This is a genomic window from Tessaracoccus lacteus, assembly GCF_029917005.1.
Taxonomy (GTDB): Bacteria; Actinomycetota; Actinomycetes; order Propionibacteriales; family Propionibacteriaceae; genus Arachnia; species Arachnia lactea.
Window position 1 is genome coordinate 2,634,454 of sequence record NZ_CP123967.1, and the last position, 12,667, is coordinate 2,647,120.

Annotated in this window: 8 protein-coding genes; 7 read left to right on the forward strand and 1 reads right to left on the reverse strand. The window is 73.2% G+C overall.

The window, feature by feature from the left end:
* Positions 1-29: 29 nt before the first annotated feature.
* Complete coding sequence (gene fucO / locus QH948_RS12290; protein ID WP_281144650.1) at positions 30-1,187, reverse strand: lactaldehyde reductase; 1,158 nt, start codon at positions 1,185-1,187, stop codon at positions 30-32.
* A 216-nt stretch (positions 1,188-1,403) separates the two neighbouring features.
* Here fucO and QH948_RS12295 point away from each other — a divergent pair, with 216 nt between their 5' ends.
* The 7 genes from QH948_RS12295 to QH948_RS12325 are packed head-to-tail and all read left to right on the forward strand — an operon-like array spanning position 1,404 to position 12,636.
* Complete coding sequence (locus tag QH948_RS12295) at positions 1,404-2,903, forward strand: S8/S53 family peptidase (protein WP_281144651.1); 1,500 nt, start codon at positions 1,404-1,406, stop codon at positions 2,901-2,903.
* Entirely contained in the window at positions 2,900-3,472 is a 573-nt protein-coding gene (locus QH948_RS12300; RefSeq protein ID WP_281144652.1) for an RNA polymerase sigma factor, read from the forward strand. The genes QH948_RS12295 and QH948_RS12300 overlap by 4 nt, the downstream gene beginning before the upstream one ends.
* Positions 3,469-3,942 (forward strand): hypothetical protein, encoded by a 474-nt coding sequence (locus tag QH948_RS12305; RefSeq protein WP_281144653.1) that lies wholly within the window; start codon positions 3,469-3,471, stop codon positions 3,940-3,942. The genes QH948_RS12300 and QH948_RS12305 overlap by 4 nt, the downstream gene beginning before the upstream one ends.
* Entirely contained in the window at positions 3,939-6,374 is a 2,436-nt protein-coding gene (locus QH948_RS12310; protein ID WP_281144654.1) for a CHAT domain-containing protein, read from the forward strand. Before QH948_RS12305 ends, QH948_RS12310 begins: the two co-directional genes overlap by 4 nt.
* 51 nt (positions 6,375-6,425) lie before the next feature.
* The gene (locus tag QH948_RS12315) at positions 6,426-8,564 is read left to right on the forward strand and encodes a hypothetical protein (RefSeq protein WP_281144655.1); all 2,139 of its coding nucleotides are present in this window, start codon (positions 6,426-6,428) and stop codon (positions 8,562-8,564) included.
* A 10-nt stretch (positions 8,565-8,574) separates the two neighbouring features.
* On the forward strand, positions 8,575-11,088 hold the full coding sequence (locus QH948_RS12320; RefSeq protein WP_281144656.1) for a hypothetical protein: 2,514 nt from the start codon (positions 8,575-8,577) through the stop codon (positions 11,086-11,088).
* Positions 11,089-11,109: 21 nt separating this feature from the next.
* Positions 11,110-12,636 (forward strand): peptidoglycan-binding protein, encoded by a 1,527-nt coding sequence (locus tag QH948_RS12325; RefSeq protein ID WP_281144657.1) that lies wholly within the window; start codon positions 11,110-11,112, stop codon positions 12,634-12,636.
* Positions 12,637-12,667: the final 31 nt, after the last annotated feature.

A 12,667-nucleotide genomic window follows, 5' to 3' on the forward strand; every position in this document is an offset into this window, starting at 1 on the left:
CCCCTGACCCGCCCCCGATCCGACCCCAGTCAGAGCAGCGAGGAGTACAGTCCCTCGATGTCCTCGAGCGTCGCGGTGCGGGGATTGCCCGGCGTGCAGACGTCGGCGAGAGCATCCGCGGCCAGCGCCGGGACGTCGGCCGCCGTGGCCCCGACCTCCGTGATGGTCGTCGGGTTACCCAGGTCGACGGTGAGCTTCCGCACGGCCGCGACCGCCGCGTCGCGGACGGCCTCGAGCTCGCCCGTGTAGGCGTCCTCGACTCCAAAGGCGGCCGCGATGTCGCGGTACTTCTCGCCCGAGAAGTCCTTGTTGTACTCCATGGCCGTGCCGAGCAGGATGCCGTTGGCCACGCCGTGCGCGACGCCGAGTCGGCCGCCGAGCGGGTGCGCCATGCCGTGCACCAGGCCCAGCCCGACGTTCGAATACGCCATGCCCGTCACGTAGGAGGCGTAGGCCATCTGCTCGCCAGCCGGGACGTCGCCGTCGGCCGACTTCGCAAGGTTCGCGGCGATCATCTGGATCGCCTTGAGCGACAGGGCATCGGACAGCGCCCACGCGCCCGGCGTGATGTAGCCCTCGATCGCATGGGTCAGGGCGTCGAGACCCGTGGCCACCTTGAGGCCTCGCGGCATGCCGTCGGTCAGGTCTGGGTCGACGAACGCGACGACGGGGATGTCGTGCGGGTCGACGGCGACGAACTTGCGCTTGCGCGCCGTGTCGGTGATCACGTAGTTGATCGTGGTCTCGGAGGCGGTGCCGGCCGTCGTGGGAACTCCAAAGATGGGGACGGACGGGTTGCGGGTTGCCGCGACCCCCTCGAGGCTCAGCACGTCGGCGAATTCCGGGTTCGCGCTGATGATGCCGATGCCCTTGCACGTGTCCTGAGGCGACCCTCCACCGAGGCCGATCAGGAAGTCGGCGCCCGACGCGGCGAACTTCTCGACGCCGTCGGTGATGCACTCGACCGGCGGGTTCGGCTGCACGTTGGTGAAGATCTCGTAGGCGATGCCCGCCTCGTCGAGGATGGCGGTCACCTTCGCTGCCGTGCCGACCGCAGGGTCGGCCAGGACCGGGTCGGTGACGATGAACGCCTTGGTGAACCCGCGCGCCGCCGCAACGGCCGGAATCTCGTTGATGGACCCGCGCCCGAAGTATGCGTTCTGGTTGAAGATCATGCGGTAGACCATGAGTCTCTCCTTCGAAACTGGTCGGCTGCCACCGCGGCAGAGCCCACGTAGCGGCGAGGATACGTCGCCTCTCCGACCGGATCACGGGGGTGCACCTAAGTACCGCGGTCGACCGACACGAGCGGCATCCCTGACCTCCCACGGGAGCAGAATCCCGGTATCAGGCGCGATCCCCTGCCCTCCTGGCAGGTGTATCCAGCCATGATCGGAGGCAGCATGTCCCAGGCAGCCCTACGGGTGCTCGACCCGCTCAGCGAGCCGCTGCCCTCCGGCTCCGCGCCGCACACCACCACCTACCTGGGCGACCGGGTCCTGGTGCGGGGGCTCCCCGGCCACGCCCAGGACGCCCCGCTGGAACTGCTCCGCAAGGTCGCGGAGGAGGCGGGGGTCGAGGTCGTCGCAGCCCGGGAGTCAGAAGTCCTGGAGAAGGTGCTGAGCGGCCTCGACGGCCGGCTCGTCGAGCTCCTCGACCGGTGCTGGGTGACCAGCTTCCGGCTGGTGCGCCGGGAGGGCCCGCCCGTCGACGCATGGCCGCTCCTACTGGCGGCCCGCCGGGCGGACCCGAAGACCGCCCGCGGTCTCTCGCTGGACCACCTGCTCACCCTCGGCCCCTACTACGTGTCGATGCCGTACTACGTCTCGATGCCCTATTACGTGTCCATGCCGTACTACGTCTCCATGCCCGCCGGCGAGCCGCCGTCGGCGCAGTACCAGCGGCCGGGCACCGGCGGACGCAGCCCCGTGGCGGTCGTCGCGGCCGACCCGGCGCTGCGGGCTCGCCGGCTCCGTCGCTCACCGCTGGTCGTGGTGTGTGACACGGCGCTCGGCGCTCACCCGTGGTTCGCGGACACCGCCCGCGCGACCGACGAGGTGCACGCGGCCGGGCTGCGGCTCGGGCTGGGCGGCGACGTCCCAGTTGCCGATCCGCCGGAGCCACGGAACCCGCTCGACGGCTCCCTCCTGCCGTTCTCCGGCCACGCGATGTTCATGGCAGGCCTGATCCGCCAGACGTGCCCCGAGGCCCGCCTGCAGGTGGTGCCGATCGTCGACGAGGCCGGCGGTGTGCCGGAGGGGGCACTCATCCAGGTCCTCGCTTTGCTGCTCGTCCGCCAGGTACAGGCGCAGGCCGACGAGCACACGGGCGATCTCATCGACGTCATCTGCCTGGCGCTGGGCTACTACCACGAGGACCCCGAAGACTCGCTGGAGGACGCCCCGCTCCGGGTCGTGCTCGACGACCTGGGCTCCGCCGGCGTCGCCGTCGTCGCCTCCGCGGGCAACCAGTCGACGACCGACCCCCTCTATCCGGCGGCCTTCGCGGGCGCGGCCCCGTTCGACGCGGCGGCGGTGCCGCTCGCCAGCGTCGGCGCGCTGAACCCCGACGGCACCGACGCGTACTTCTCCAACGCAGGCGACTGGGTCTCGTGCCACCGCCCGGGCGCGGGCCTGGTCAGCACGCTGCCCGTCGACCTCGACGGGGAGCTTGAGCCGGCCGCCCGGCTGCAGCACGCGGGCCAGCGGCGCGCCACCATCGACCCGGACTCCTTCGTCGGCGGGTTCGCCACCTGGTCGGGGACGTCTTTCGCGGCGCCGGTGCTCGCAGGGCAGCTGGCCGCGCGGCTGGCCGCCGACCGCACTCTGCCCGAACCCGATGTCGGCGCCTGCGTCCGCCGCGGCTGGGCAGCCATCACCGCAGAGCTGGGGTGGCTGCCATGACCACGCCCGGTCGCACCGGCTCGCTCGCCGACGAGGCGGGCGCCGCCTTCCGTGACTACCTCGCGGGCGACACCGCGCGCATGGCCGACCTCGTCCGGCTGCTCACCCCGCCGCTCTGGGCCGCCGTCAGGTCGTGCGGACTGACGCGCGAGCAGGCCGAGGACGTCGTGCAGGGCGCCTGGGTGTCCCTGGTCCGGCACGCCGACGGTGTCCGTGACCCACAGGCCGTGTTCGCGTGGCTGCTGACCAGCGTCCGACGCGAGTCCTGGCGCGTCGCCGGCGGCCGACCGACCCAGCCCCTCGACGTCGAGCCTGTGGACGAGACCTCCGGCCCGGAGGACAGCGTCCTCGACGCCGACGCAAACGCGCGCCTGTGGCGCCACGTTGCGACGCTCAATCCACGCTGCCAGGCGCTGCTGCGCGTCGTCGCGTACGCCGCGACGCCCGACTACGCGGCCATCTCGAAGGCGCTCGGCATGCCGGTGGGGTCCATCGGCCCGACGCGCGGCCGCTGCCTCGCCGCGCTGCGCGCCGCGCTGTCCCGCGACCCAGGATGGAGCCGGTCATGAACTCCCACGACGCCGATGCCCCGCTGACCGACGACGACCTCGCCCTGCTTGCGGCGCTCGCCGACGCTCAGGAACAGGCCGACCCGATGCCCCCCGGGATGCTGGACCGCATAGCCCTCGCCGTGTCGCTGGAGCTGATGAACGCCGAGTTGGCCGTCCTGACCAGCGATGCCCTGCAGCCGGCCAGGGCTGAGGTCGACACCGTCACGTTCACCGCGTCGACCATCAGCCTGATGGTGACGTGGGCCCCGTCCGACGACGGCGTGCGGGTCGCCGGATGGATCACCGGCGGCGGCGTCCGCGTCGACCTGCACACCTCCACCGCCGTGCACACGTCCACCTCCGACGCGACGGGGCGGCTCGAGTGGCCCGCGGTGCAGCCCGGCAGTGTCCGATTCGTCATCCACCCCGTCCGCGAGGGCGACCGGGCGGTGGCCACCCCGTTCATCGAGATCCCGGGAGCGTCTTGACCTCACCCACCGAGCTGTACGAACAGGCCCGCGCCGCGCTGGCTGAGCAGCGGACCGACGCGGCCGACCTGCTGCTGCGTCGTGCGCTCGCCGTCTGCGGCCCGTCCGACGCGGAGACGCGGTTGCGGGTGCGGCTCTCGTCGAGCTGGGTGACGTTCGAGAGGTCCGGGCCGGCGGCGGCGCTCGCCGAGGTCCGCGCCGTCGCCGCCGACGCAGCGCTGCTGCCACACGTGGCGGCGGCGGCCGGGGTGCAGGAGGGCATCGTGCTGGCGCGCTCGGGCGAGCTCGACGCCGCGCTCGCCGCGCTCGACCGGGTCGACCCCGACTCGCTCCCCCCGCCCGACCGCGTCCGGCTGTTCCTGAACCGCGGCACGCTCGCATCCGAGCTCAGGCGCCTCGACGCGGCGGTGACGGATCTGCGCGCCTGCGCCGAACTGGCCGGGGAGCTGGGCGCGATGCCGCTGCTGTTCATGGCCCGCCACAACCTCGGCTGGGTGCTGTTCGTGCGCGGCCAGTTGCCCGAGGCGCTGGCCGCCATGCGGGAGGCCGACGCGATCGACGTCGATCTCGACCGCAACACGGCGCGCCTCGACCGCGCCCGCGTGCTGCTCGAGGCCGGGCTCGTCGACGAGGCCAGGTCCCTGCTAGCCGACATGGCCCCCGCCGACCCCCAGCTGGGCGGCGAACGCGACCTCGAGCTGGCCCGCGCGCTGCTGCTCCTCGGACGCCCGACCGAGGCAGCCCGGCTCGCCAGGCGGGCCGCCGACGGTTTCGCGCGGCGCGGCGAGCCCGCCTGGGCCAGGCGCTGCCTCCTCGTGGCGCTGCAGGCGGAGCCTCAGCACGATGCCGCGGGGGCCCTGCTCGTGAAGGCACGGCGGGCGAGAGACCGCTGGGTCGCCCCGCAGGCCGCCGCCGTCCTCCTCTCGCTGACCCCGTCGGGCGACCCCACCCACGAGAGCCTCGCCGAGGCCACCCGCACGCTCGCCCGCTCCCCCGTCGTGTCGCGGCGCCTCGCCGGGCTCGTCGCCCTGGCCCGCGAGTCCGACCGCCAGGGTGACCTGCCGCGGGCACGCCGCCAGCTCCGGTCGGCGTACTCGACGCTGCTGCGGGCCCAACTCGGCACCTCCAGCCTCGACCTGCGCGCGGCCGTCGCGCTGCACGGAGTCCAGGCTGCCGACCTCGACATCGCCCTGGCCGCGCGGGCCGCCCCCGGCCGCCGCGTCGCCACACTGATCGACGCGACCGAGCGGTGGCGCGCGGCGCTGCGACCCACCCCGAGGATGGAACCCGACGAGGACCCGCGCGTCGCCGAGGCCGCCGCCGAGCTGCGTCGCGTGCGGGCCGCCGCGAACGCCGACCCGTCGTCGGCAGCCTGTGAACGGGCCGTCGTCGATGCGGAACGGGAGCTCCAGTCCGTCACGTGGCTCGCCACCGACGTGCCGGCCGCGGTCCTCACGCTGCCGATCGCCAGGCTGCGACGAGCCGTGCGCGAGAACGGCGTCACGCTTGCCGTGGCGGTCCCGATGGCCGACGAGCTGTGGGTGGCCGTCCTCGGGCAGGGACCCGAGCGGCTCGTGCGGCTGGGCGGCCGCACGGAGATCACGGCGCTGGCCGGCGCGGCGCTCACGGACCTCACAGCCCGGGCCCGCGTCGGCTCGGCGCACCCCCTCGCCGCCACCGTCGACGCCTCCCTGGCTGCGCGGCTGGGGGCGCTGTCGGAGGTGGTCGCCCGGCCGCTGTCCGGGGCCTCCCCGCTAGTTGTTGTCCCGTCCCGCGAGCTGGCGGGTGTCCCCTGGCTCGCGCTGCCCGACCTGGCAGGCCGGAGCGTCACCGTCGCCCCGACGGCGTCCAGCTGGGCGACCTGCGGTCGTCAGGTCGCCGACCCCGTCGTCACGGCGCTGAGCGGGCCCGACCTGCCGCTCGCCGACGCCGAGGTGGCCGCCGTCGAGGTCACCTGGGGCGCGGAGAGGGCCTCCCGGGTCGACGAGGCCCTCGCCAGGGCGGACCTGGTGCACGTCGCGGCCCACGGCCTGCACCGCCCCGACTCGCCGCTGTTCTCCAGCCTCCGGCTCACGGAGGGCACCGTCGTGGCGCACGAGCTGGAACGCGTCCGGCTCCGGGCCAGCCACATCGTGCTCAGCGCCTGCGAGGTCGGTCGCACGACGCACCGGCCCGGCGAGCAGCCCCTCGGGCTGACCGCGACGCTGCTGGCGCGCGGCGTCGCGTGCGTCGTCGCCCCCGTCTCCCCCATCGCCGACGCCACGGCCGCCGCCACGATGGCCCGCTACCACGACGGCCTGGCCCGCGGGCTCGACGCGGCGGCCGCGCTCGCCGCAGCCACCGTCGGAACCCCGGCCGCCGGCGCCTACACCTGCTTCGGCGCACCCTGGCGCGCAACCTGGAGTATCAACCGGGCCGCAGCCGTCTCCTGAGGGGTGTCGCGACGCGCCCGCGCCGCGCCCCACAGTCAAGGAGGCAGCATCATGGTCCAGGCAATGGGTCCGACGTACGCCGGGGGATCACAGCCGATCACCCACGGCGGCTACGACGTCCTCTATCTTCCGGACGTCAACAACCGCGAGCTCATCGCCGCTGGCGAGGCACCGGTCTTCTACTACATCCCCAACCAGGTGCGCATGGCGCGCAAGAACGGCCCCGACGACGGGGACTACCTGTTCAACCTCGTCCGGTTCTCCGGCACGGGCGGCGAGGGCGTGATCGGGGGCGGCGGCGACGTCGCCGGCGGCATGCTGACGTTCACGGTCACCGGGGCGCTGCCCGAGGAGACCCGCAAGCAGGCCGAGGCAGCCATCGCGGCGCAGTTCACCGACTCGGAGGATGCCTTCTGGGGCATCAAGCGCGCGAAGAAGGCGCCGACGTTCAGGCCGGCGATCATCACGCAGTCGACCACCAGCGTGTCCAACATGGCGCCGACCGAGGCCGGCTTCCCCGTGCTGGACCAGGGCGGGAACCGGGCCGTCGGCAGCGGGTTCCGCACCGTCGGCATGCCCGCGGCGCGCGCCATGACCCGCGACCCGGAGCCTGGCGCGACCGACAACAACCTCGACCCCTGGTACTGCGTCATGCAGGGCCAGGGCGCCGGCTCGATCGACCCGACGGGGGCGCATGCCTTCTCCGGCCTGCTCGGCAAGTACCCGACGTCCATCGCGTGGGCCGCCTTCCACGGCACCTCGAGCCCGCTGATCGTCATCCAGAACTACAAGCTGAAGGTCTGGTCGCCGGTGTGCACCATCAAGATCGACGGTAACTGGGAGTCGGTGTTCCAGCACTTCTCCGCCGCCGCGTCGGGCCGCTACCTGTGGGCGAAGGTCGACGCGCAGGCCGAGTTCAACAAGATGCGCAAGTCCGGCACGATCACCGTCGACATCAAAGTCGACACCACGCTGCCCGGCGCCGACGAGATCTCCAAGCGCATGGAGGAGCGCTCCGACCTGGTCTTCAACAAGTTCATGGAGATGGCCCAGAAGGCGATCTTCGACCCGCCCGCGCCGACGGTCGAGGCAGCGAAGGCCGACTCCGGCAGCACGTTCCTTTCCCCGTGGGGCGTCGGGCTGTCGCTCAAGATGCGCCGCGACGAGAACTACATGGACCTGCACTACGAGGAGACCAAGCAGTTCGCCTACCTGCAGGACCACACGATCTCCAGCTCGCTCGCCGGGCTGTGCGACGAGATCGCCGCGGACCCCGACGCCGAGCGCAAGTACTTCCTGACCGTCTACCTCGACGACTGGCCGCGCCGGCTCGCCCGCGTGGTGCGCCCCGTCGCCAGCTGGACCGACAACACCGTGCAGTTCCTGTCTGTGCAGGTCGGCTACCCGAGCACGACCGGAGAGATCAACTGGGAGGGCCACAGCTTCGCCGGCAGCGACGGCAACGACCCGACGTGGAAGTACCAGACGGCACAGAAGCTCGCCGCCGACGTCACCGGGGCCCCGGACGACTGGACGCCCGACAAGACGTTCGTGAAGCGGAAGGTGCACCTCGCCGAGCCCCCGAGCGAGATCCTCGACCCGTACAACCGGATCCAGATCGAGCGCAACGTCATCGACCTCGACCCCGAGCCGAACGGCACCCTGCTGAACGACACGACCCTCGAGGTCCGCGCCGACAGCGCAGGCCGCATCGCGGTGGGCCCCATCGGGCTGGGCGTGATGCTGGAGGATGCGTCGCAGACGGTGGAGGTCGTCGTCGAGGCTACGGACAAGACCTACGAGCCGATCGGCCTGGCGCCCGTGCGGTTCCGCTGGGGCTTCTCCGACGTCGACAGGGACCGGACGTGGACGGTGTTCTCCGGCGACCCGGAGCTCCTGCCGTACTACCGCTACCAGGTGACGGCGACCGTCAAGGGCACGCTGTTCCGCAAGGGCCAGTCCTGGACCGGCCCGTGGGTCACGGCCAACGGCAACGGCCCGCTGATCGTCGACGTTCCCCCGCCCGACGGCGAGGGCGTCACGACGCGCGGGCTCCTGGAGGACCGGGTCCGCGCGCTGCGCGAGCTCGCGGCTCCCGCCGGCAGCCGGGAGCTGCCCGCCGCTGACGCGACGGAGACGCACGCCACCCGGGACGCTGCCCGCGCCACCTTCCTCAGCTACCCGCTGTGAGGTGCCGACCATGTCCATCGTCACAGTGCGCAGGGCGGCCTTCTCGCTGGTCGTCCTGCTCTCCCGCACCCCGGCCCCGCACGAGCGGATCGGCTCGCTGATCCTCAGCGCGACCCTGGCCGTGGAGCTGCACTGCACGCTCGACCGACTGGCGCGGACCTCGTTCCGCGTCGGTGACGCCGAGGCGGTCACGGACGGGCCCTTCGGCACCGCCGCGCTCGCAGCGTCGCTGACGGGGCCGGCGGCCGGGGACCTCGTCGCGGCGCTGGCCGGCTCGGGGACGGGACCGCTCCTGCGCGTCGCGGCGCGCCGGGTCGACGGCCTGACCCGCGAGTGGGAGCTGCCGCTGGCCGAGGTGCTCGCCGGGGGCGTCGACGACGTCTCGGCGCACGTGCGGCTCGTCACCGCCGACGGTGGCATGGTCACCGACGTCCCGCCGGTGGTCGCAGGCCGCACCCGCGACCTCGCGACCACCGGCGGAACGCTCATGCTCCGCGACGGGGCGTTGCGCCCCGTCGCGTCGCTCGTCAGGCCGCATCCGGCGGTGCTGACCACGCTCGTCGCATCGGAGTCGCTGCTGCTGGTGCCGCTGGCCCCGGTGGTCGGCGGCCCGATCCTCGACGGCTCCCCGCTGCTGGGCGACCGCGATGGCACCAGCCGCTGGTACCTGCCGGAACTCACGCTCGTCGTCCCCCCGCCTGGTCAGGACCCCGACACGTCGCCGTTCCGCTACGACCTCGTTACCGTCGGGCACCAGGACGACGGGTCTCCCGGCCTCGAGGCGACCGTCACCGTCACGCTGGCGGCCGGGCCGTCCGCGGCGACCACCGCCGCCTGGGAGGCAGCGGGTCGGCCGGCCCTGAAGCCGCTGCCCTGCACGCCCACCGTCGGACTGCGGATCCCGTTCCGGGACGCGCAGGGTCGCGCGGCCTCCGAGGTCATCCCCGCCACGGGCACCGTCCTCGACGGGGTCCTCGGCGAGGACGGCTCCACGCTGACCGCGATGTTCGTGCTGCAGGACCGGTGGGCGAGGCTCGCGTACGGCGTCTTGTCATATCCGGGCTACCAGGCGCAGGCGCCTGCGCTGGAGGTCGGGCTCACGCACTCCGGCTGGCGCGAGTCGCGGCGGTTCCAGATCGACCCCGCGCTGATCGCCGGGAACAAGCTGCTGGCCCTGCGCCGCGGCGACGACGCCACCCGTGCGGTCGCGCCGACGCAGGTGCTCGGCATGGCGAAGGCCCGCATCCAGCTGCACCCGCCGGTCCTTCAGGCCCAGCCACTCGGCGTCACGCAGTGGCGCCAGGTCACCGCGACCACCGCGGCGAGCATGCCGACGGTGCTGCCGTGCGCCGACCACGGCCAGCTGTACCGGCAGCAGGGGGCGGCCGGCTGGGAGGCCATCGGCTGCCAGGACACCCTGCGGCTCGGGCAGGCCGACCACCGCGTGTGGCAGCCCGAACCCGTCGCCACCGCCGGCGCGACGGTGTTCCGGTCGCTGACCCAGCCCGGCCGCTACCTCGTGGTGCCCGCCGCATACGCCGTCGGCAGGCATCCCGCCGACGACCTGGACCGGGCGCTCCGGCCGACGCTGCTGCTGACGTCCACCATCGACGTCGACGACCCGTCGGGCATCCGCTGCGTGCTGGCCGCCGCGCTGCAGGCCGACCTGACCCCCGCCCGGTGGGCGATGCTCGGGGCGGAGCTGCGGGCGAAGGCCGGGCGCGACGTGGTGCTGCAGACCCCGTGGCAGGCTGCTCTCACGCCCACCGTCAGCTGGGCGATCCCCGGCGCCGACGACCTCGACTGCGTCGCCGTCGACGACGGATTCACGCTCGTGATGAGCACCGACATCCCCGGCCTGCTGACGCTGCGGGCCATGCTGCAGCGCGGCGGGTTCCTCGGCTCGGCACGGTGGCAGCTGCCCGGCGGCGACGTCGCGGTGGCCACGCTGCGCCTCGACCTCGGCACCGTCGTCGGGCCGGCGGAGGGCCCAGTCGCTGTCACCCGCACCGTCGACGAGGCGAGGCTGACTAATCTGCTCGACTCCCGCGTCGCGGTGCGGAGGCTGACTGCCGACGGGACCGTCGTCGCGTCGCCCGGCTTGGTGCTGGAGGCGCACGGATCCGCGACGGTCGCCCTCCCTGCGGGCACCGTCGGCGAGCTGGCCGTCGACCACGAGGTCGAGGCCGGGAGCGAAACCCTCGACGAGTCCCGCAGCTACATCGACGACCTCGAACTCGCAGTCACCTTCGTCGCCACCGGCGACCTCACGCAGGTGGCGGGGATCGAGATCTCATGCACCCTGCTCGGCGACGTCCCGGCGCCGCTGACCCTGACACGGTCCGTGCGCCAGGGCGAGCGGCGGTTCCTGATGCCGCTGACCCACTACGCCGAGGACCCCACGCTCCGGTTCACCGCCACCGCCGTCGCCGCCGACGGCACGCGCACCGCCGCCCCCGCCGTCGACTGGCCCGTCCGGTCGCGCGGCGTCCTGATCCCCATCGACACACCCACCCCCGCCTGACTACACGGAAAGGACCCTGACATGTCCGGCTACTCACTCCACCTGGGCCTCAACCGGCTCGACCCCTCCTGCTATATCCCGGCGCCGGCGGTCCTCGCGGGCTGCGTCAACGACGCCAACGACATGCGGGCCATCGCCGAGGCCGCGGGATTCATGCCGCGGGTCATGCTCGACGAGGAGGCCACCTCGTCGGCGCTGCTCGCGGCGCTGCAGCAGCTGACGCAGGTCGCCCAGCCCGGCGACGCGATCTTCATCAGCTTCTCCGGGCACGGCGGCCAGATCTACGACTCCACCGGCGACGAGGATGACGGCCTCGACGAGACGTGGTGCTGCTACGACCGCCAGGTGCTCGACGACGAACTCAACCGGATGTACGCCCAGTTCCAGGCCGGGGTCCGCGTGCTGGTGCTGTCCGACTCCTGCCACTCCGGCACCGTCGCCAAGACCGTGCTGGCCATTGCGACGCGCGAGGCGCTGACCCGCAACCCGCTCGGCCACGAGTTCTGGGAGGGCGAGGTCAAGACCCCGAAGCTGGTGCCGAAGTACCTGCCGCTCAGCACGGCGCTCGCCGACTCCCAGCGTCGCGAGGCCGTCTACTCGTCGGTGCAGGCGCTCGCCGGGCAGACCCGCGCGGCCGACATCTGCGCCGAGCTGATCCTCATCTCCGGCTGCCAGGACAATCAGCTGTCCAGCGACGGCGACGCCAACGGTCTGTTCACCGAGGTGCTGCTGAACGTGTGGAACTCCGGCTCATTCCAGGGTGACTACCGCGCCTTCCACCGCGCGATCGTCGCGCAGATGCCGCCCGACCAGACGCCGAACTTCTTCACGATCGGGCCGTCGTCGGGGTTCGCGTCGCAGCGGCCGTTCACGGTCGACGCGCCGGACCCGGGATCGGCCCCCGTGACGCCCACACCGTCGGGCGGTGCCGCGACGAGTCGCCCGACGCTCCGCCAGGGCGACCGCGGCGACGACGTGCGCTACCTGCAGCAGAAGCTCGTCGACCAGGGCGCGTGGCTGAGCGTCGACGGCAACTTCGGCCCGGCCACCGCGTCGGCCGTGCGCAGCTTCCAGACCCGGAACTCGCTGACCGCCGACGGCGTCGTCGGGCCCGCCACCTGGGCGGCGCTCGAGGGCACGGGAGGCACCGGCGGGATGACCGGAGGAACCACCGGCGGCGCGACGGGAGGGACCACAGGAGGAACCACCGGAGGCGGCTGGGGAACCGGCACCACAGGTGGCACGACTGGGACGACCGGAGGAACTACGGGCGGCACCACCGGCGGAACCACCGGAGGCGGCTGGGGCACCGGTACCACCGGAGGAACCACGGGCGGTACGACGACCGTCCGTGCGACCGTCCGGCGCGGCGCCACCGGCCCCGACGTGGTGTACCTGCAGAAGCGGCTGAACCAGTTCGGGTACTACCTGAGCACGGACGGCAGCTTCGGGCCGGCCACCGAGTCGGCGGTGCGCTCGTTCCAGCGCAGCGCGTCGCTCACCGCAGACGGCGTCGTCGGCCCCGCGACCTGGGGGGCGCTGGGCTGAGGACGCGCTCATGCAACCGGCCCGGGGGAAG

Excerpts from the sequence above, each read along its gene's own strand:
- QH948_RS12320 (WP_281144656.1), top strand. The coding sequence starts at position 8,575 with ATGTCCATCGTCACAGTGCGCAGGGCGGCCTTCTCGCTGGTCGTCCTG.
- QH948_RS12300 (WP_281144652.1), top strand. The coding sequence starts at position 2,900 with ATGACCACGCCCGGTCGCACCGGCTCGCTCGCCGACGAGGCGGGCGCC.
- QH948_RS12305 (WP_281144653.1), top strand. The coding sequence starts at position 3,469 with ATGAACTCCCACGACGCCGATGCCCCGCTGACCGACGACGACCTCGCC.
- QH948_RS12315 (WP_281144655.1), top strand. The coding sequence starts at position 6,426 with ATGGTCCAGGCAATGGGTCCGACGTACGCCGGGGGATCACAGCCGATC.
- QH948_RS12295 (WP_281144651.1), top strand. The coding sequence starts at position 1,404 with ATGTCCCAGGCAGCCCTACGGGTGCTCGACCCGCTCAGCGAGCCGCTG.
- fucO (WP_281144650.1), bottom strand. The coding sequence starts at position 1,187 with ATGGTCTACCGCATGATCTTCAACCAGAACGCATACTTCGGGCGCGGG.
- QH948_RS12325 (WP_281144657.1), top strand. The coding sequence starts at position 11,110 with ATGTCCGGCTACTCACTCCACCTGGGCCTCAACCGGCTCGACCCCTCC.